The organism is Mycobacterium sp. (assembly GCF_040509115.1).
GTDB lineage: Bacteria > Actinomycetota > Actinomycetes > Mycobacteriales > Mycobacteriaceae > Mycobacterium.
The window spans coordinates 1-20,183 of sequence record NZ_JBEVLO010000337.1 but is presented as its reverse complement, the minus strand read 5'-3'; the positions used below and the strand labels follow the sequence as shown (position 1 = coordinate 20,183).

Sequence of the window (20,183 nt, the reverse complement as noted above, 5' to 3'; positions counted from 1 at the left end):
AGGCCACTAGTCGAGCACCAGTGGTTCGGTCAGGGCGTTGCGCCGGATCACGTCGGCGAACCAGCGGGCGCTGGCTTTGGGGGTGCGGGTCTGCGTCGCGTAGTCGACGTGGATCAAGCCGAAGCGCTTGCCGTAGCCGTAGGCCCATTCGAGATTGTCCAACAGACTCCAGACGAAGTAGCCTCGCACATCGGCGCCGTCATCGATCGCCTGGAGTGCCGCGCGGAAATGGCTGTCCAGGAAGGCGATTCGATCGTCGTCTGAGATCGTTCCGTCCTTGGCGACGGCGTCGTCGAAGGCGGCGCCGTTCTCGGTCACAAAGATCGGGAGCGGACCGTAGTCACGGTGCACCCGGGTGAGCACGTCGTAGAGGCCCGACGGGTCGATCTCCCACCCCATCGCCGTCGTCGGCAGGCCGGTGTGCACGGGTTCGACGTCGGTGCTGCCGACCCAGGCGCGGGCATGCGGATCCTGCACCGGCGCTTCCGCGTTGGCCCGTACGACCGCACGGAAGTAGTAGTTGACGCCGAGGAAGTCCAGCGGCGCGGCAATGGTCGCCTCGTCGCCGGGCCGGACGAACCCGAAATCACTGACTGCAGCGACGTCGGCGCGCAGGTCGTCGGGATAACGGCCCCGCAGCAGCGGGTCGAGGAACATTCGGTTGGATACGGCGTCGACGCGGCGGGCGGCATCGAGGTCGGCCGGGTCATCGGTCGCGGGGTCGACCGGTGACAGGTTCACCGTGATGCCGAGCTGCGAGTGGCGGTCCTGTGATCGCAGGGCCTCGACGGCGAGGCCGTGCCCGAGCAGCAGGTGGTGGGCAGCGGCCAGCGCAGCGGCAGGCTCCGTGCGGCCCGGGGCGTGGGCGCCTGCGGCATAGCCGAGAAAGGCTGAGCACCAAGGTTCGTTGAGCGTCGTCCAGTGTCGGATCCGGTCATGCAGCTTGTCGTGGGTCAGCGCAGCGTACGCGGCGAAGCGTTCGGCGGTGTCGCGCACCGGCCAGCCGCCGTCGTCCTCGAGTGCCTGCGGAAGATCCCAGTGATACAGCGTGACCCACGGCACGATGTCGTGAGTGAGCAGTTCGTCGACCAGCCGTGAATAGAAGTCCAGCCCTTCGGAATTGATGGCGCCCTTGCCGTCGGGCTGCAGACGTGGCCACGCGAGCGAGAACCGGTAGTGAGTCACGCCGATGTCGGCCAACAACCCGACGTCCTCGCGATAGCGGTGGAAGTGGTCGTCGGCGACGTCGCCGTTGTCACCGTTGTGCACCGCGCCCGGTGTGTGCGAGAACGTATCCCAGATCGACGGCAGTCGGCCACCCGCCGTGACGGCACCCTCGATCTGGTAGCTCGCCGTCGCCGTGCCCCAGGCAAAGCCCGGGGGAAAGCTAGGGACCAATTCACTCACAGGGCTGCTCCGTCCGCGGTTCGAGCCGGGCGGTCGATCGCCGCTCGACGAGTTGGGTGGCGAGTTCGACGTGGTGCGAGTCGAGTTCCTCGCCGGCGACCAGCCGCAGCGCGGTGCGCATGGCGACTGCGCCCATCTCACGCAGCGGCTGGCGGATCGTGGTCAGCGGCGGTGACGACAGTTTCGCCAGCTGGGTGTCGTCGAAGCCCACCACGCTCAACTCCTCGGGCACCCGCAGCCCGCGGGAGCGGGCTGCCTCGATGACCCCAAGCGCGGTCTCGTCGCTGCCTGCGAACACTGCGGTCGGCGGCGTCGGCAGGTCGAGCAGTGTCAGACCTTCGTGAAGACCGTTGTCGTACAGGAAGTTCCCGGTTCGCACGTAGGCGTCGTCGATCTCGGCGCGGGCCTCCTCCATCGCGGCGCGGTATCCGTGCAACCGGGCCTGGTTGCACGCCGCCGTCATCGGACCGCCGACGTACGCGATGCGGCGGTGGCCCAGGCCGAGCAGATGCTGCGTTGCGGCGAGGCCGCCGGAGAAGTTGGTCGACCCGACGCTGGTGATCCGCTCGGTCGGCTGGTTCAGCGGATCGATGACGACCAGCGGCAAACCGAACCGGTGCAGCGCGGCGACGTCGGCCTCGGGCAGCTGGTCCACGACGGAGATCACCGCGCGGCGGCCTGCGGCGGCCAGATCGGCGACCCATCGTGCCGCACCGCCAGACTCGCGTGGGCCGTCGGGACGGCGGCTGACGACCACCGCGACTCCGGCGGCATCACCTGCGTCGAGCAGACCTTGGACCACCTCGATGCCGTAGGCGTTGAAATCCGCGTGGAACAGCAGTTCGACCGTCGGCGGTCCGGCCGGGGTTCCCGCGGTGGGGAGCTCACTGGCGAGCTCGGCCCGCCGGGCAACGTAGTCGTGCTGCTCGAGCAGGCGTTTCACCAGCGAGCGGGTCGCCGGGGCGACGTCGGTGCGGCCGTTGAGCACCTTGGACACCGTCGCGACGGAAACGCCCGCCGAGGCGGCGACCGTGGCGAGTGTTGCGCGGCCGCCGGCGTCGCCCACCCGATCAGGCATGACCATCTCCCGTCGGATCGGCGCTAACGGTGACCGGGGTGAGCAGGGCGCGGCCGACACCGACCCGACGGGTGGTGCCGGTCAACCAGACGGTGCCGCGGCACGCGATGTCGGCGACCGAGGTTCCTACCAGCAACTCCAACTGGCCGGGTTCGACGATCCGGTCCATGTCCGTTCCGGTGAACGAGGTCCGGTCGGCGTGCACGGTGAAGGTCACGGTGACGGCCGCACCGGCGGCCACCGGCACCCGTTCGTAGCCGATGAGCTGGCGGGTAGGCCGCGCCACCGATGCCACCGGGTCCTCCAGGTACAGCTGGACCACTTCGTCGCCGGGCCGTGAGCCGGTGTTTCGGACTCGCACGGACACGGTGAACTCACCGTCGGTGGGTACGTCGTCGGCGCTGATCCGCAGGCCGTCCAGTTCGAAGCTGGTGTAGGAGCGGCCATGACCGAAGGGGAACAGCGGCGTGGGGTCGATGCTGCTGACGCCGGCGTCCAGCGTGCCCAGCGGCGGCTGGAGGTAGGTGCCGGGCTGCCCACCGGGGGTGCGTGGGATCTGCACCGGCAACTTGCCACCGGGCTGAACCCGGCCGGACAGCACACCGGCGATGGCGGCACCGCCCTCCTCCCCGGGCATGAACGCCTGAACCATTCCCGCCGCCCGCCCTGCGAAGGCGCCGAGGGCGTAGGGGCGTCCCGAGACGACGACGACCACGACGGGAACGCCGGTGGCGAGCAGTTCCTCGATGAGGTCGGCCTGAACTCCCGGCAGGCTCAGGTCTTCCGCGTCGCAGCCCTCTCCAGAGGAACCCTGCCCAAACAGTCCCGCCAGATCTCCCACCACGGCGATGCAGACGTCCGAGGACTCGGCGGCCGTGACCGCATCGGCGAACCCGGATCGGTCGGATCCCTGCACCTGGCAGCCCTGCTGGTAACTGACCTGCGCGCCCTCGACTTCCGCTTGCATGGCCTCGACCAGCGTGGGCACCGTCAAACCCAGCCCGTAGCCGGGGAAGCGGGGTAGTACGTGGGTGGCAAAGGCGTAGCAGCCCATGAACGTTCGCGGGTCCGCCGCGCATGGACCGACGACGGCGATCCGCTCGATCGCTGGCCTCCCCGGCCCGGCAAGCGGCAGCGCGGTGCCCTCGTCGAGCAGCACGATCGAGCGTTCGGCGAGCCTGCGGGCGACGTCGCGGTTGGCCGGGGAGTCCAGGTCGACGGCGTCGGCACCTTCCACCGAACCCTCCGGGGTCCAATCCGGATCCAACAGGCCCAGCTGCACCTTTTGCAGTAGCAGCCGGCGCGCCGCCCGGTCGACGGTCTCGACCGACAGCCGGTTGGCGTGTACGCGTCCGGCGATGCCCTCGAATCCGACGGTGTCCGGCAGCTCGACGTCCACGCCAGCGAGTAGCGCCGCGACGCCGGACCCCTCGGCGTCGGCGGCCACCCGGTGCATCATCGACAGAAACGGCACGGACCAATAATCGGAGACCACGGTGCCGGTGAAACCCCACTGCTCGCGCAGCACTTCGGTCAACAACCACGAATCCGCGGACGCCGGGACGCCGTCGACGTCGTTGTAGGCGCTCATCACCGAGCCAGCGCCTGCGATGGTGACCGCGGTCTCGAACGGCGGAAAGATCACGTCCGCCAGTTCGCGCTTCCCCATCGGCACCGGACCGTGGTTGCGTGCGGCGCGCGACGCGGAGTAGCCGGCGAAGTGCTTGAGGGTGGCGATGACACCCGCGCTCTGCAGCCCCTCGACGTACGCCGCCCCTAGTGTCGATACGAGGTACGGATCCTCGCCCATCGTTTCCTCGACCCGACCCCAACGGTAGTCGCGCACGACGTCGAGGACTGGCGAAAGTCCTTGGTGCACACCGACCGCAGCCATGTCCGTGCCGATCGCCGCGGCCATCTCCTGCACCAGTGGTGGGTCGAAGGTCGCGCCCCACGCGATCGCCGCGGGGTACACGGTCGCGCCGTACGCGGTGAAACCAGTCAGACACTCCTCGTGCACCAGGGCAGGGATGCCCAGTCTGGACGTCTCGATGACGATCCGCTGCTGGCGAACCAGTTCGGCGGCTCCCTCCGCGACGGTGAGGGGCCTGCTGCCGTAGACCCGGGTCAGATGCCCGAGACCGTGCCTGGCGGCGTCGCTCAGCGCCACGGCGCCGAAGGGCGCGACCACGTGCTCGAGCGGCGCGACGTTGGGAGTGGGCGTGGCGCCGGCAAACTCGCTCGAATCGGGTGCCTGTTCGCGCTCGTGCCTGTCATTGCCGACCCAGCGGCTGCCGAGCTGTGCGGCCTTCTCCTCAACGCTCATTTCCGCCAGCAGCAATTCCACTCGGTCGGCGGCGGGAAGTGAAGTGTTCCGCCACGGTCGGAGGGCCACCGCGTTGGCAGGAGTGGTCTGCTCAATCGGGTGTGTTGACGTCACGGGACGGTCCTTCCAGCCTGACGAATGTCTGTCGTTCGAAACATTTCGATACTTTTCGACGAATCGAAAGCCGTGTCTCTGTATGTATTAGCACTGTAAGGCCTTTTGCAGCAATGGGTTTGCTTAATATGCGCCAATCGCCTCGAACTGGTCAGTAACAAGAATGATGCTATTGACAGCGTTCACACCGAAAATATACGTTAACTTTTGCGGTCACCGTCGAAAATTTATCGGTTTCTCGCCCCGCAGCAGCGACGGCGACGTACCGGACCAGCGGCGCCCGCCTCGGACGACCGACCAGCCGCGACGGCGCGGCTCTCACGTACGGAGCTGAGCGTGGATCTCAAGACCGCCGATTTCAATACGACGTCCCGCCGGACCTTCCTCACCGCCGCCATCGGCGCGCCGATGCTGGCCGCCCTGGCCGCCGCGTGCGGCAGTTCGGGGCCCAGCAGGTCCGCCAACAGTGGGGGCGGCGCCCCCGGATCGGCGTCCTATTGGTTCCTCACCTCGCAGCCACAGGAGGGCATCCGCACTGACACGGTCAATCGGTTCAATGCGGCCAACCCTGACCACCAGATCCAATTCACCACCTTCCAGAACGACGCCTACAAGACGAAGATCAAGACGGCGATCGGTGCAGGCCAGGCGCCGACGATCATCTACGGGTGGGGCGGCGGGACACTGCGCAGCTACGTGAGCGCCGGCCAGGTGGACGACCTCAGCTCGTGGTTCGAAGGGAATCCGGCAGTCAAGAACCGGCTCTTTCCTTCGGCTTTCGGCCCAGCGACCGTCGACGGCAAGATCTACGCGATGCCCACCGAGGCCGTCCAGCCGATCATCCTCTACTACAACAAGGAGGTGTTCGAGAACGTCGGTGTGAACCCGCCCCAGAGCTGGGGCGAGATCATGGATCTGGTGCCCAAGTTCAATGCCAAGGGAATTGCTCCCTTCTCACTCGGCGGACAATCCCGGTGGACCGAGATGATGTGGCTGGAGTTCCTTTTCGACCGGATCGGCGGACCCGAGGTGTTCGCGGCGGCCTACGACGGCGAGCCGAACGCCTGGTCCAACCCCGCGGCCGTCGACGCACTGACCAGGACGCAGGACCTGATCAAGGCCAACGGTTTCGTCAGGGGGTTCTCCTCGATCACGGCCGACTCCAATGCCGACCAGGCGCTGCTGTACACGGGCAAGGCAGCGATGATGCTGCACGGTAGCTGGACCTACGGCGGAATGTCCACCGACGGAGGCGATTTCGTCTCCAGTGGCAAGTTGGGTTACATGAACTTTCCGCCGGTTGACGGCGGCAAGGGCGATCCGACCGACACCCTCGGCAACCCAGCCCAGTATCTGTCGATCTACTCGAAGGCAACCGATGAGCAGAAGGACGTGGCCAAGAAGTTCTTCAGTACCGCGATCCTGAGCGACGACGAGATCAAGCAATGGATCGACACCGGCAGCGTGCCGGTGGTGCAAGGTACGCAGGGGCAGCTGAGCGAGTCGAAGGACGCCGACTTCCTCGAGTTCGTCTACAAGGTATCCACCGAAGCCAAGGTATTCGCGCAATCGTGGGACCAAGCGCTGTCACCGACGGCGGCCGAGGCCCTGCTCGACAACATCGCTCGGCTGTTCCAGCTGTCGATCAGCCCACAGCAGTTTGCCGACAACATGAATCAGGTCATCGGTAAATGACCGCCGCGCCGTCCGGCGTGCACCTCCGGCAACCGGCTTCGCGCTCCGTGCACGACACCCGGGTCGGACTGCTCGCCATTCCCGCGCTGATCTTCTTCGTGGCCTTCGCCGTGCTCCCACTGGTCGGCGTGCTGCTATTGAGCTTCAGCCAGTGGGACGGCATCGGTCCGATCGTTCCTGCCGGTCTGGCGAGCTGGCGGTCAGTCCTCACCGACCCCGCTCTGCCACACACGATTTGGGTGACGTTCCTGTTGATGGTGGTGTCATGGGCAATCCAGACACCGGCCAGCCTCCTCATCGGTGCCTTCCTTGCCGGCCGACATCGGTATCGCGAATGGCTCGCGGTGCTGTACTTCATCCCGCTGCTGCTGAGCACTGCCGCCATCGCGATCACCTATAAAGCGTTGTTGGACCCTAACTTTGGTCTCGGCGTCGGACTGGGCATACCCCTGCTCAGTCAGGACTGGCTAGGCAGAGGCGGGTTGGCCCTCGGGGTCGTCATCTTCATCGTGTCGTGGCAGTTCGTGCCGTTTCACTCGCTGATCTACCAAGGCGCAATTCAGCAGATCCCGCAGTCGCTGTACGAAGCCGCCCAGCTCGACGGTGCGGGCCGGTGCCGCAAGTTCTTCGCCATCACGCTGCCCCAGGTGCGCTACACGATCGTCACGTCATCGACGCTCATGGTGATCGGTTCGCTCACCTTCTTCGACCTGGTCTTCGTGCTGACCGCAGGCGGTCCGGGTGACGCCACCCGGGTGCTCGCCCTCGACATGTACCGACGCGGGTTCCAAGCCAACCTGATGGGGCCCGCCAGCGTCATCGCCGTCATTCTGGTCCTCATCGGCTTGGGGCTGGCGCTGCTGTTGCGCCGTCTCGGTGGGGGCACTCCATCGCACAGCCAGCTGGACGGAGCATGACTTGTCCGCGACCCTGACCAGCCCGCCCAACCGAACCGCATCCAGCCCAGCGCGCCGGCCGGTGTCCCGACGGCGGAAGCGGATGCGCGGCGGCGAACGGCCGAACTGGCTCGGCGCGCTGATCGCGTGCCTGTGGCTGGCGGTCGTGATGATCCCGGTCTACTGGATCGTCATCACCAGCTTGAAGAGCCAGAGCACTTACTTCGCCACCAATCCGTTGCTGCCGTCCCCGGAGTCGAACTTCGACCAGTACAAGTTCGTCGCCGAATCGGACTTTCCGCGCTACTTCCTCAACAGCGTCGTCGTCACGGTGGGAACGGTGGTGCCGACGGTGCTGCTTGCCTTCATGGCGGCGTACGCGATCGTGCGGGGCAAGGGGCGATTCCTGCGCTGGGCGAACATGCTGTTCCTCTCTGGGCTGGCAATTCCGTTGCAGGCCGTGGTGATCCCGGTGTACCTGATCATCATTCGCCTACGGCTGTACGACACCCCGCTGGCGATCATCCTGCCCTCCATCGCATTCGCCATCCCGCTATCGGTGCTGATTCTGGCGAACTTCATCCGGGACGTGCCCAAGGAGTTGTTCGAGTCGATGCGGATGGACGGGGCCAGTGAGTGGGCAACGATGTGGCAGCTGGCTTTTCCCTTGACACGGCCCGCTCTGGTCACGGTGTCGGTGTACAACGGATTGACGGTCTGGAACGGATTCCTCTTGCCGTTGATCCTGACCCAGAGCCCGGACCAGCGGACTCTGCCGCTGGCCCTGTGGACGTTTCAGGGTCAGTACAGCGTGAACGTACCCGCAGTCATGGCGTCCGTCGTCCTCAGCACCTTCCCGGTCATCGTCCTCTATGCCCTGGGTCGGCGCCAGCTGGTCAGCGGTCTGACAGCGGGGTTCAGCAAGTAGGCAGGGCAGGTCCAACACGCGAGGAAATACCGTTGCGGCAGTGCGCCATTCGCGCCGTACACGAACTATCGCTAGTGACAGCGCGGCTCACGCCGCCCTCCGTGCCCCCTCATCGAGCGCGCGACCGAAGAGCCTTCCGTAGAACTTGACCGAAAACCACCGCGGCATCAGATACTTGGCCACGAGGTCCATGGATTTGTTGACGCCTCCCGGGATGACGTGGGCACGCTTGCCGAGGCTGGTCAGCGCCGTGTGCACGACCCGCGACGGTGCCATCACGGGCGCTCCCTTGATGTCGATTCCCGCCTTCTGGTGGCCCTGGGTGCGCGTCGGACCGGGGGAAACGACGAGAACGTCGACACCGTCCTTCTTCAATTCGTAGTTCAACGCCTGACCAAGTGACAAGACATAGGCCTTCACTGCGGCATAGTTGGCCAGATACGGCAGCGGGCTGGCCGCGATCGTGGAGGACACCAGAATGATGGCGCCGCGGCGTCGCGGCACGAACTCCCGCGTAAAGCGGTGCGCCAGTTGTAGCGGCACCATCCCATCCAGTGTGAGAACGTCGATCTCCTCGCGGAGCGAGTTGTCGGCCAATCGCCCGGTGGACGAGATTCCGGCGTTCACCACCACGATCCCGACATCGAGATCGTCGACCTGACGCCATAGTTCGTCGACCGCGCCCTCGGCGAGCAGGTCGAGGGTCACTACTTGGTTTCTGGTGCCGTGCTCTTGCGACAGTTCGGCGGACAGGGCGTCGAGGCGGTCCTTGCGGCGCGCAACCATGACGACGTTGACGCCCGCTGCCGACAGCTGGCGCGCGAATTCCTCCCCGATGCCCGAGGAGGCGCCAGTGACGATCGCGTACGGGCCGTAGGTGCGGAGGTCCTTCATCTCGATTCCTCTCTATCACTGGATGACACCCGGTGACATCACTTTACCTTCGATGGCACCGGGTGTCATCACGGGCGGGTGGTCCTAGGGTGTGGGGATGAGCAGGTGGGAACCCAACGCACCGGAGCGGCTGGAGGGGGCCGCGATGGAGCTGTTCATCGAGCACGGGTACGAGAGCGTGACCGTGATGGCCATCGCGGAGCGTGCAGGATTGACCAAACGGACGTTCTTCCGTCACTTCGCGGACAAGCGCGAGGTCCTGTTCGGTGGTCAACAGGTGCACCGCCGATTGTTCGCCGACGCAATCGCCGGCGCGCCGGACGCGGCCACGCCCTTGGAGGCGATCGGCGCGGGACTAGCGGCCTTTGCTGCCGACCTGGGCGATGAGCGACGAGACTTCCTGGCGAAGCGCCAGGCCGTCATCGACGGCAACTCCGATCTGCGGGAGCGCGAACTGTTGAAGAGGGCCACGCTCACCGCCGCGATGGCCGAGGCGCTTCGCGAGCGCGGTGTGAAGGCGCCGACCGCGAGCCTCGCGGCTGAAGTCGGGGCACTCGCCCTCGGCGCTGCCTACCTACGGTGGCTCGGTCCGGGCAACCGGCAGACGCTCGCCAAGCTCGCCGAACACGCGCTGCGAGAACTGAGGGCGGCGAGCGAGGCTCTACGCTGACCGTCGCCGTCGGGTATGCCCCGAAGCGCAGATCCTCATGTGTCGGTCTTCTCGACGGCTGCGGTCATAGCGGTCACGACCTCGCCCGTGGTCACGACGGCGTGGGCGAGAAACGCGTAGTTGACCAGTGCCGCCTGGTAACCGTCCCCTCGCGTGGGGTGCCGTGGGCCGGCTGTGGCGTCGCGAACGACAGTCACCTCGAAACCGTTCTCGAGTAGGTCCCGCAGATGCGACTCCACGCACATGTTCGCCAGCATGCCGCACAGGATGACTTTGGCGATGCCCCGTTTGCGGAGCTGCAGGATCAGGTCATTCGACTGTGGACTCCACACCTTGTGCGGGCTGACGACGACCGTCTCGCCGTCCTCGATGTACGTCTTGAATTCGTCGAGCCAGTCGGCCCCAGACCCCGAGAATCCCGTTAGCGTGAGCGCGCCGCTGCGGGCGAAGCTGTGGGTGCGGAACTCGTCTGCCTCGAGCGGGCCGTTGAACAACCAGGTGCTGTCGGTGGGGTAGAAGTAATGCGGCGAGACGTAGACACCGAAGCCCGTGGCCTTGGCGGCAGCAAGGATGTCGACCAAGTGCTGGACCGTGTTGTTCTCGGTCACGCTCGCCCCGACACTGTCCCAGTTCTTTCCGGTGGGACTCAGGACGTCGTTTTGCGGGTCGATGATGACAACTGCAGTGTCGTTGTTGTCGTACTCCATCGGATCAATTCGTCGTCTCGGTAGCGAGAGCTCGCGGCAGGAAGTCACGAATGTACCCGCTGATTTCCTCGCCGTGGGTTTCCAACGCGAAGTGGCCGGCGTCGAGGAGATGGAATTCGCCGTTGGGGAAGTCGCGGCGGAATGCCTCCGCGCCGGGGGCGCCGAAGATTTCGTCGTTCTTGCCCCAGGTGACCAGTAGCGGAGGCTGGTGGGTCCGGAAGTACTCCTGGAACGCCGGGTAGCCGTCGAGGTTGAACTGGTAGTCCCAGAACAGTTGCAGCTGGATGGCGTCGTTGTTCTTGCGGTCCAGGCCGAGTTGGTCGAGCTGCCAGGTCTCGGGGGCGATTCGGTTCAGCCGATCGGCGGGCACGCCGTGGGTGTACTGCCAGTACGTGGTTTCGGGGGTGAACTTTTCGCGCACGCCGTCCTCGTTCGCGGCGCGGTCCTTGGCGTGGGCGAACAGGACGTCCCAGAACGGAGTGAAGCCCTCCACGTAGGCGTTGCCGCTCTGCGTGATCAACGCGGTGATCCGTTCGGGGCGACGGCTGGCGATTCGTAGGCCGATTGGGGCACCGTAGTCGTGGATGTACAGGGCGAATCGGTCGAGGCCGAGATGAGTGATCAAGCCTTCGGTGATTTCGGTGAGACGGTCGAAGCTGTAGGTGAACTGGGTCGTCGTCGGCATCGCCGAGCGGCCGAAACCGATGTGGTCGGGTGCCACCAGGTGGTATTCGTCGGCCAGGGAGTTGATCAGGTTGCGGAACATGTGAGAGCTGGACGGAAAGCCGTGCAGCAGCAGCAATGTCGGGTTGTTGGGATCGCCGGCCTCGCGGTAGAACACCTCGAGTCCTTCGATCGTCGCCGTGTTGTACCGGGTAGCAAAGACACTCATGGACTCACCTGTTCGGAAAGCTGCCGCCGCGTTGGGAACGGGCCGGGCAGGGGCGGGAAGATGCAGTTGGCGTGTCGGCATATCCGACGCATTGGAGCCGACCACGGAACCAGGCCCGCCCGAATCCGTGCCGAACCCCAGTGTCTTCGACGCGGGGTTCGGATACGGGTCGGCCCACCAGTCGAGGTGCGCGGTTGGCAAGGCGTTCCCCAAGGGGGTCCGCCGAGAGGGACCGCCTTCGCCGACGGCCTGACGTGTCGACGAACCGGGCGCCTCTTCTTCAGGGCAGTGTGCGGTAACCCCGGAGGAACGTCGATGGCGTGCAACCGAAGCGGCGCCGGAACGCGCGGGTGAACGTGCCGAGGTCGGAGAACCCGCTGAGCGCGCCGGCCTGCGAAATGGAGTGACCGTCGTTGAGCAGCGTGCGGGCGTGTGTCAGTCGCTGGTCGCGGATGAATCGGGCAGGCGACGAGCCCTCGTCGGCAAACAGCGCCTGGAGGAGCCGAAGCGAAATGTGGTGGGCCTTCGCCACCAGTGCCGGGTCGAGTGCCGGGTCGAGGGCGTTCTCCGCGATGAACGTGCGGATCCGGCCGATCAACTGTTCTCGATTGAGCACGGCCGTCGGCCGCGGGGCGGCGTCGCGGATCGCCTCCCACTGACCGCTATGGAGCAGGCGCATCCGCTCTCGGTCGTCGCTGACATCCCTAAACGCCACGACCATGCCCGAACCGGAGTGCATCTCGATGGGCGCGCATGACCAGGCGATCGGGAAGATGCTGCCATCGCGGCGGACGAACCACTCGTCGGACTTGGGGGTGCAGGGCATCGGCGTGCCATTCCGAAGCACCAGACATGCATCGCGCGGGTACTCCGACCCGTCTGTGCGACGGTGATGGACGGTCTCGTGGCTGGGCATGCCGAGCAGCTGCCGCGGATCGGACCAACCCACTTCCACCGCGGCGGCCGTGTTCGCGAAAGCGATCTCGCCGTCACCCTGTACCACCCACACCGGGCTTGGCAGGCGCTCGAGCACCTGCACGGCGAACTCGTCAAACGACATATCAGGACTTTCTCGTCACGGCAGGCCCACTTGGCAGCGTACGGCTATCAGGGTGGTCACGACTCGTTTCCACGGCGTTCCGTGAACGTTGAGCGCGTGTAACTGCTGCTCGCCTGGCGTGCGCGGTGCGCGAATTGCCGGAAACGGTGCGCGCATCGACTGGCGGTCCCCGGCGGTTGCGCCGTTGAATTCTCCTCAGCCGACTCATCGGCGAACAGCACCCGACCCACACAGCGATTGGGGACAACCCAGATGGCCGGTTCAACGCACTACGTCAAGATCGACAAGTCCAAGACTCTCGCGGAGGAGCCACACACCGGCCACAATCGTTGGCACGAGGACATTCCGCCGATCCTGACGATCGACCCTGGGGACACGGTCGTCATGGAGGCGCGTGACGCCTGGGACTCGCAGTTCAACAAGGACACCACCAACGAGGACGTGGGGCGCGCCACCACCGACCTCGTTCACCCGCACACCGGGCCGGTCTACGTCCGCGACGCGGAACCTGGCGATCTGCTTGAGGTCCGCATTCGCCAAACCAAGTGCGACCGTTGGGGTTACACCGTGCAGGTTCCCGGGTTCGGCTTCCTGCGAAGCAAGTACACCGCGCCGCACATCACCAAGTGGGACATCGCGGACAACTGGGCGACCAGCGAGCAGATTCCGGGTGTCCGGATACCCGGCGCTCCGTTCATGGGGTCCATGGGCGTCGCCCCCTCCGCGGCGCTGCGTGAGACCTATTTGCGCCGCGAGGCCGACCTGTTGGCCCGCGGTGGAGCGGTTAACGGGCCCCAACCGAGGGGCGCGGTGCCGTCCGACCCCGCCATCGCCGACGAGGCGCTGCGCACCATCCCCCCGCGTGAGATCGCGGGCAACATCGACGTCAAGCAGCTCACTGCAGGCACGACGATGCTCATCCCGGTGGCGACAGAGGGCGCGCTCTTCTCGGTCGGCGACGCTCACTTCGCTCAGGGCGATGGCGAAGTATGCGGCACGGCCATCGAGGTGGCGGGCACCTTCACGGCCGAACTGCATCTCCGCAAGGGTGAGGCCAAGCGTCGCGGCGTACAGGGCCTTCAGTTCTTCCGAGACGACTTCATCATGGAGCCGGAGTGGCAGGCGCCCAAACGCTTCTACGCGACGACGGGACTCCCGATCCGCGCCGACGGCACCAACGAGTCCGAGGACACCAGCCTCGCGGCGGCCAACGCGCTGCACCAGATGATCGCCTACTTGAAAGACGAATGGGGCTATGACGAACAACAGGCCTACACCATCTGTTCAGTGGCGGTTGACTTGAAGATCTCCGAAATGGTCGACGTCCCCAACTTCATCGTGACCGCCGTACTCCCGCTCGACATCTTCATCTGACCGTCGGTCCCCAATTGGTCTCGTCGAGCGCACAGGTGGGGACAGATGAACGATGACGGGGCGGATCCGGGTCACAACCGCGAGGTTCTCGTGGGACGAGCCGAGGAATGCGCGATGTTGGAAGACCTTGCCGCCGGTGTCCGTGACGGATTCAGCGGTTCCTTGGTGTTGATCGGCGAACCCGGTGTCGGCAAGACCCGTCTGCTGCAGTACGTCATGGCCTCGGCCGTCGGGGTCACCGCGTTGTGGATCTCCGGCGCGCAATCGGAGCAGCGTCTCGGTTTCGCTGCGCTGCATCGGCTCCTGCTGCCCTATTTGGACCGCCTGGACCGGCTGTCCGGCCCGCATCGCCACGCGCTCCAGGTCACGTTCGGCCTCGAAGAGGGCCCGACGCCCGACCGTTTTCTGGTGAATCTGGGTGCGCTGGCGCTGCTGTCCGAGGTTGCGACGGAGAACCCGATCGTCTGCCTGGTCGACGATGCACAGTGGTTGGATCCGGAGTCGCTGGCCGTGCTGGGGTTCGTCGCGCGGCGGCTTCGTGCCGACCCCATCGGGTTGGTGTTCAGTGCCCGCGCGCACGCTGGGGACTTGACCGCGGTGGCCGGGTTGCCGACCCGGCACATCGGCCCACTGGATCCGCCATCAGCTCAGGCGCTCCTCCACGACGCGGTGCCTGGAGTGCTGGACCCGCGGGTCGCGACGCGGGTGATTAGCGAGACCGGTGGCAACCCGCTCGCGATGCTGGCGATGGTCGCAGAACTGACTGCCGACCAATTGGCGAGACGGTTCCCATTGCCGCCCCGCCTGCCCGTCGGCCGCCGGGTCGAGGAGCACTTTTTAGCGCAGGTGGCGACGCTGTCCCCGGATGCGCGCACCTTCCTACTGATTGCCGCCGCGTCGTCCGACGACGAGCCCACGGCCACGTGGCGAGCCGCGCAGCTGCTAGGTGCAGCGGCCGAGGCAGCCAATTCCGTAGTGGAACAAGGGGTCGTGTCCCTGGAGCCACGAATCACGTTCCGCCACGCCCTCATCCGTTCGGCAGTGTACGACGGCGCCACGCTCGACGAACGGCGACGGGTGCACACTGCACTGGCGGATGTCGCCGACCATGACGGCCACGGCGACCAGGCTGCCTGGCACCGGGCTTGCGCCGCAACGACGCCCGAGGAGACGATCGCCGCCGAATTGGAGGCCTCGGCGGGCCGGGCTCAGCGCCGGGGTGGCTACGCAATGCAGGCCGCGTTCTTGGCCCGGGCCGCCGAGCTGTCCCCCGAGTCCAAGGGGCGCGCGTTGCGATACTTGGCCGCGGCGCAGGCCCATCTGGCCGCCGGTGATGGTCCGCTTGCGGAGGCTGTCCTAGACCTGGCGACGCCAGCGCTCTACGACGCCGGCCTGCACGTCTCGGTGCAACGCTTGCGCGCCTCCATCGCAGTGTTCTTCTCCAGACACGAGGCTGCCCCGGCAATGCTGCTGGACGCGGCGAGCAGGGTCGAGGTCACTGACGTGCCGCTGCGGCGACAGATCCTCTTCGAAGCCATGCAGGCATCGGTGGTGGCCCGTCAGTACGCCGTCGACAGCACGCTGGAGGAAGTCGCGCGGGCGGTGCTGGCCGCGTCGCGGGATCCGCAGCATCCGCCCAACGGCAAGGACCTGCTGTTGGACGGGTACGCCACCCGCATCGTCGGTGAATACGCCGACGCGGTTCCGCAACTGCGATCCGCCGTCGCGTCGATGTTCACCGACGAGGACGCCGCTCACGCCGACATCCCATCGACGATTCTGGGCTGGTTCGCCGCCGACGACGTATGGGATGAGAAGGGCCGTCGCGCGATGTTCGAACGCGCCCGAGTCATCGAACGACGCCAGGGCGCCCTGGGTGCGATGCGCATCACCCTGGCCGGACTCTCGGTCAGTCAGGCCTGGGCGGGACAGCTGACCGAAGCCGAGAACAGCTACGAAGAAGCCGCCGAGATCTCGGCGTTGATCGGTGTCCCACCACCGGCGACCACCGGGGTGTTGTTGGAGGTGCGGGCGTGGCAGGGCCGCGAGAGCGAAAGCCGCGCAGTGGCGTCCCTGACCGCGAAATGGGGTCGCGAAAGGGGTGCCAGAATCCTGGAGGTCTTCGCCCTGATGGGTCTGACCGTCCTGGAGATCGGGTTGGGGCGGTATCCGGAGGCACTCCACTGGGGCCTGCAGATCCTTGAGGACGACCCGCCCGGATTCGGAAACCGAATCCTGCCCGAGGTCGTCGAGGCCGGTGTGCGTGGGGGAGACCGCGTCGCCGCCCAGACGGCGTTGACACGGCTGCACGAACGCGCCACCGTCTCGTCGACACCGTGGGCCTTGGGCGTGCTGGCCCGCTCGATGGCGCTGATGGCTGACGATGCCGATGCCGAGCCGTACTATCTGGACGCCATCGAGCACCTGGCAGCGACGGCACTGCGCACCGAACTCGCCAGATCACATCTGCTCTACGGTGAATGGCTTCGCCGGAGGAAGCGTCGCCGCGACGCGCAGGTTCACTTGCGGGCAGCCCAAGACATGTTCACCGAGATGGGGGCCTCCGCGTTCGCCGCTCGTGCCCGTGCGGAGCGCCGTGCCTCCGGGACGGCGTCCCAGGATGACTCGTTGTGGGGCAACCCGTTTGGCCTCACCCCGCAGGAAGTCCAGGTGGCCCGTCACGCCGGTGCCGGAGCGACCAACGCCGAGATCGCCAGTCGACTGTTCATCACCAAGTCCACCGTGGAGTACCACCTCAGCAAGGTCTTCCGGAAACTGGGCGTGACGTCTCGCCGTCAACTCCTCGCGGCCTTCACCGACGGCCCGGAGGAACCCCAGGGGGAGTCACCGTGACCGAGATGCAGGTGAAGTCCCAGGTGTGAATCAGCGACGCTAGATATGACCGCCCGGGAACATCGTCTTGACGGCCTGAGTCATGTTCTCGCGGGCGGCGGCGGCGCTGGTGGGGTCCAGCGAGCCGATCGCCATCACGTAGCGGCGGTCGGGCCCGATGATGCCGGTGGACACGTGCAACTGGTTTGCGCCGCTCCAGCAGCAGAACCAGCCCTGCTTGACCGCAACCGGCTCGGCATAGAGACCCTCCGGGATGCCGAACCGCTGCGGATACCCGTCGGTTCCCGTCGGCGTCGATTGTGCGAGGTTGTCGATGATGACGTTGGCCTGTTCGGGCGGCAGACCGCCGGTGCCGTTCAACAGCATGTCGTAATAACGGACGAGATCGCTTGCGGTGCTTTGCGTGACGTCCCAGTGTCCGTTGTAGGGCGCCGTCGTGCCCGCCAACCCGTACCGGGCCTTGACGCGCGCGATGATGGCGTTCTGACCGCTGCGGTCCCAGAAGTTCTGGGCTGCGGTGTCATCGGAGGAGCGCAGCATGACGTTGAGTGACTGGCGGTCGGCCGCGGAGAGTTTCGTCTTGCCCTCCGACTCCTGCAGCAGCAGGTCGTCGGCGATGAACAGCTTCACCACCGACGCGATCGGGAAGGGCTTGTTGTTCCCGTTGGAGACGGTCTGGCCAGTGTCGCGGTCCAACACGACGGTCTCGATGTTGGCCCCGGACGCCGCCGCGTCGGCGGTGGCTTGACGGACTCGGGCGTCGAGGCCGTCGAATGAGGCCGGTGGGGTGGGTGGGGCTTCGGGCAGCGCGGGAAGCGAGGCCTGCGGGGCGACGACTGTTGCCCGTGGGGTGTCCTCAGCGGCCGGCGGCGTGCCCCAGACCTGTGCCGCACAACCATTTACGAGCAGCGCCACGCAGACGATCGCCGTTCTCGTCATCGCCGATTTCGGCAGCCGTCGACGCATAAGTCTCCTCCGAGCAGATCCTGAACCAGGCGAGCGGGATGAACGCTGCGCCCGCCGGTTACTCCAGCCTAATCGGCTGGCCCAGACGGTGTCGGCCTGCAATCGGACGTGGGTTGGGCTCGGGTGGCACGAACTCGGCAGTTGTTGCCGTCGTCGCAGATCAGGGCATGTAGTGAACTCCGGACTTGGTGGGACATCCCCATACCTCCAGCACGCGCGGTCGGTAGTCGATACGCTCAGGACTCGGTGGACGAGACGTGGGACGGCATCGCCGAGTGGTACACACGCTTGGTGCGTGACGGGTCGGCGATGCACGAGTTCTCCCGCGACATCCTGCTGGCACTGCTCCCGCAGCAGCTTGCGGGGTCAAGCGTGCTCGACCTTGGGTGTGGCGAGGGAATCGTCGCGCGTGCCGTCGCCGCTCGCGGCGCCACGGTAGTGGGCATCGATTCGTCCGAAGCGCTGATCATGCAAGCGCGAACCGCCGAACGCAGTCATCCGGCTGGCGCTTCTTACCACCTTGACTCTTACCACCTTGACGATGGGCAGAGCCTCGACACCATCGACGACGAATCGATGGACTGGGTCGTCGCGGCGTTGTCGTTGAACAACGTAGCCGACCTGGATGCAGCGATCACAGCAGTCAAGCGGGTACTGAAACCTACTGGCAAGCTGGCCTTCACGGTGCCGCACCCGTGTTTCGAGGCACCAGGCGCCACCTTTGTCGACATGGACGGCACCGTGCGCAGAGTCGTCGGCGATTACCGGGCCGAGGGTTTCTGGCGATCGACACATCCGCAAAGCGTCCGCCGCGCTGGGAACTATCACCGCACGATCAGCAGCTACACCGCGGCGCTCGTCGATCACGGATTCTCGGTCGAGGTGCTCGCCGAGCCCGCCCCCGACGAAAGGGTCATCGCAACGAATCCACACCGCGCCGCACTCCCACCCTTCCTGCTCGTACGGGTGGGACGCTAGGTGGTCCAAGGTCCAGATCGGTCCTCGAAAGTCCGGCAGCACCTCGATACCGACGACGCTCGTCTTGGCTGGATCAGCACGAGGCGCTGCGATGCCAACCCGTTGCTGGCCAACCCTTTTCGGGTGAAACCGCCGACGACCGCGACACACCGGATGCCCCCTTCATGTCATCGCCTGGCGGGCCGTGTCGACGCGGAACGTGCGGAGCTCGCCGAATTTCAGGAAGCCCAGTTGCTGCAGGATGGGTGAGGATGTGGACTCGGCATGGACCAGCGCGAGGGTGGCCCCTCGTGCGGCGGCGTTGACCAGGCGAAGGGCGACCAATGCTCGGTAGACGCCGCGGCCCCGCATAGCGGGTACGACGGATGCGCCCCACAACCGTGCGACCGGCCCAACGAGGGTGAAACCACCCGTCCCAGTCGGAATTCCATCGTGGTAGGCGAGGAAGGAGCCAGGAGCAAGCGTTCGATACGCCGATTGGATACTGGCACGCGGGGACATCGGGTAGCCCCAGCCGAGCGCAGAGGTGCGCTCGAATTCGGCGAACTCCTCGTAGGTCTGCACTTCAATGACATCGACCCCCGTTGCCAGCGAGCCGATCTCGATGGGAGAAGTCGACAGGTCCATCGCCAGGATGTCGACGATCCCCAGCGCGGCCGCGGACATCGTCGTGAGCACATGTGCCACCGTGTCCCCGCCGGGATAGTCAAGCCCCACTGTGATCTGCAGCGAGTCGGCGCCACTGCGAGCAGCGGCGGTCACTGCGCTTCGGATCGAGTCGACGGCGTCGGCAGGCGGGACGGGATACGTAATCAAGGTGGCCTCTGCGCCCATGCGATAGAACTCGTGACCATCGACCGTCACGTGAGTGGCCTCCGGCGGTCGCCAGGGCGAAACCCATAGTCGGGACTGCTCAAGGACCTGGTCCCGCGTCCAAGTCGTCATGTGTATCTCCACGGGCCGCTAGGGATGTACCGCCGGTCGCGCTCTCCTGCAAACTAGACCTCCGCGCGCGCTGTGTCCCGCCAAGCACCGTTTCGTCGACGGGAGCCCCACGTGCGTCGAGTCTGCGCTGACGGGTGATGCTCACGCCCCTGCTCCACGCGCGGCGCCCAGCCGCGCTCAGGTCAGGATGTTCTGCGCCGCCAGATGCGTGACCAGCAACCGGCCGATGTGCTCGATGTGCGCCGTCATGGCCAGCCGTGCGGCCTCGGGGTCCCGGTCGCGCAAGGCGTCGAGGATGTCCGTGTGATCGTGGACTGAGGCCGCCGACCAACCCGGAATGGAACCGAAGAAACGCAGCGGCACGAAGTTGACGGTCAAGTTCAGCAACGACCCCATGCGC

General features: G+C 66.2%; 17 protein-coding genes. 7 read left to right on the top strand and 10 right to left on the bottom strand.

The window, feature by feature from the left end:
* Positions 1-6 precede the first annotated feature (6 nt).
* The 3 genes from ABW137_RS23575 to ABW137_RS23565 are packed head-to-tail and all read right to left on the bottom strand — an operon-like array spanning position 7 to position 4,925.
* Entirely contained in the window at positions 7-1,407 is a 1,401-nt protein-coding gene (locus tag ABW137_RS23575) for a GH1 family beta-glucosidase (RefSeq protein ID WP_526403875.1), read from the bottom strand.
* On the bottom strand, positions 1,400-2,485 hold the full coding sequence (locus ABW137_RS23570) for a LacI family DNA-binding transcriptional regulator (RefSeq protein ID WP_526403874.1): 1,086 nt from the start codon (positions 2,483-2,485) through the stop codon (positions 1,400-1,402). Before ABW137_RS23570 ends, ABW137_RS23575 begins: the two co-directional genes overlap by 8 nt.
* Positions 2,478-4,925, bottom strand: a complete 2,448-nt coding sequence (locus ABW137_RS23565; protein WP_526403873.1) for a glycoside hydrolase family 3 N-terminal domain-containing protein — start codon at positions 4,923-4,925, stop codon at positions 2,478-2,480. The genes ABW137_RS23570 and ABW137_RS23565 overlap by 8 nt, the downstream gene beginning before the upstream one ends.
* A gap of 336 nt (positions 4,926-5,261) precedes the next feature.
* Here ABW137_RS23565 and ABW137_RS23560 point away from each other — a divergent pair, with 336 nt between their 5' ends.
* Genes ABW137_RS23560 through ABW137_RS23550 form a run of 3 tightly spaced genes read left to right on the top strand, consistent with a single transcriptional unit; the run spans position 5,262 to position 8,444 of the window.
* Positions 5,262-6,620 carry an extracellular solute-binding protein gene (locus tag ABW137_RS23560; RefSeq protein ID WP_526403872.1) on the top strand — a complete coding sequence of 453 codons (1,359 nt, stop codon included), beginning with the start codon at positions 5,262-5,264 and terminating at the stop codon, positions 6,618-6,620.
* On the top strand, positions 6,617-7,537 hold the full coding sequence (locus ABW137_RS23555) for a carbohydrate ABC transporter permease (protein WP_526403871.1): 921 nt from the start codon (positions 6,617-6,619) through the stop codon (positions 7,535-7,537). The genes ABW137_RS23560 and ABW137_RS23555 overlap by 4 nt, the downstream gene beginning before the upstream one ends.
* 1 nt (position 7,538) lies before the next feature.
* A complete protein-coding gene (locus tag ABW137_RS23550; RefSeq protein WP_526403870.1) occupies positions 7,539-8,444 on the top strand; it encodes a carbohydrate ABC transporter permease in 906 nt (301 codons plus the stop codon).
* 87 nt (positions 8,445-8,531) lie between these two features.
* Here the strand turns inward: ABW137_RS23550 and ABW137_RS23545 are convergent, their stop codons facing one another.
* On the bottom strand, positions 8,532-9,338 hold the full coding sequence (locus ABW137_RS23545; protein WP_526403869.1) for an SDR family NAD(P)-dependent oxidoreductase: 807 nt from the start codon (positions 9,336-9,338) through the stop codon (positions 8,532-8,534).
* Positions 9,339-9,435: 97 nt separating this feature from the next.
* Between ABW137_RS23545 and ABW137_RS23540 the strand changes: the two genes are divergently transcribed.
* Entirely contained in the window at positions 9,436-10,008 is a 573-nt protein-coding gene (locus ABW137_RS23540) for a TetR/AcrR family transcriptional regulator (protein WP_526403868.1), read from the top strand.
* 35 nt (positions 10,009-10,043) lie between these two features.
* Here ABW137_RS23540 and ABW137_RS23535 read toward each other — a convergent pair whose 3' ends face one another.
* From ABW137_RS23535 to ABW137_RS23525, 3 genes are all read right to left on the bottom strand, one after another.
* Positions 10,044-10,715: a cysteine hydrolase family protein gene (locus ABW137_RS23535; RefSeq protein ID WP_526403867.1), complete on the bottom strand. Its 672-nt coding sequence runs from the start codon at positions 10,713-10,715 to the stop codon at positions 10,044-10,046.
* A gap of 4 nt (positions 10,716-10,719) precedes the next feature.
* A complete protein-coding gene (locus tag ABW137_RS23530; protein ID WP_526403866.1) occupies positions 10,720-11,607 on the bottom strand; it encodes an alpha/beta fold hydrolase in 888 nt (295 codons plus the stop codon).
* Between the two features lie 280 nt (positions 11,608-11,887).
* On the bottom strand, positions 11,888-12,667 hold the full coding sequence (locus ABW137_RS23525) for a helix-turn-helix transcriptional regulator (protein WP_526403865.1): 780 nt from the start codon (positions 12,665-12,667) through the stop codon (positions 11,888-11,890).
* A 252-nt stretch (positions 12,668-12,919) separates the two neighbouring features.
* On the opposite strand from ABW137_RS23525, the gene ABW137_RS23520 reads away from it, so the two are divergent.
* Both ABW137_RS23520 and ABW137_RS23515 read left to right on the top strand, forming a co-directional pair.
* A complete protein-coding gene (locus ABW137_RS23520; protein WP_526403864.1) occupies positions 12,920-14,041 on the top strand; it encodes an acetamidase/formamidase family protein in 1,122 nt (373 codons plus the stop codon).
* A gap of 45 nt (positions 14,042-14,086) precedes the next feature.
* Positions 14,087-16,894 (top strand): helix-turn-helix transcriptional regulator, encoded by a 2,808-nt coding sequence (locus ABW137_RS23515; RefSeq protein WP_526403863.1) that lies wholly within the window; start codon positions 14,087-14,089, stop codon positions 16,892-16,894.
* A 39-nt stretch (positions 16,895-16,933) separates the two neighbouring features.
* Here the strand turns inward: ABW137_RS23515 and ABW137_RS23510 are convergent, their stop codons facing one another.
* Positions 16,934-17,860: a serine hydrolase gene (locus ABW137_RS23510; RefSeq protein ID WP_526403862.1), complete on the bottom strand. Its 927-nt coding sequence runs from the start codon at positions 17,858-17,860 to the stop codon at positions 16,934-16,936.
* Positions 17,861-18,106: 246 nt separating this feature from the next.
* Here ABW137_RS23510 and ABW137_RS23505 point away from each other — a divergent pair, with 246 nt between their 5' ends.
* On the top strand, positions 18,107-18,838 hold the full coding sequence (locus ABW137_RS23505; protein ID WP_526403861.1) for a class I SAM-dependent methyltransferase: 732 nt from the start codon (positions 18,107-18,109) through the stop codon (positions 18,836-18,838).
* A gap of 162 nt (positions 18,839-19,000) precedes the next feature.
* On the opposite strand, the gene ABW137_RS23500 is transcribed toward ABW137_RS23505, so the two are convergent.
* Positions 19,001-19,783 carry a GNAT family N-acetyltransferase gene (locus tag ABW137_RS23500; RefSeq protein ID WP_526403860.1) on the bottom strand — a complete coding sequence of 261 codons (783 nt, stop codon included), beginning with the start codon at positions 19,781-19,783 and terminating at the stop codon, positions 19,001-19,003.
* Positions 19,784-19,960: 177 nt separating this feature from the next.
* On the bottom strand, positions 19,961-20,183 hold a 223-nt coding region (locus tag ABW137_RS23495), incomplete at its 5' end, for an FCD domain-containing protein (RefSeq protein ID WP_526403859.1).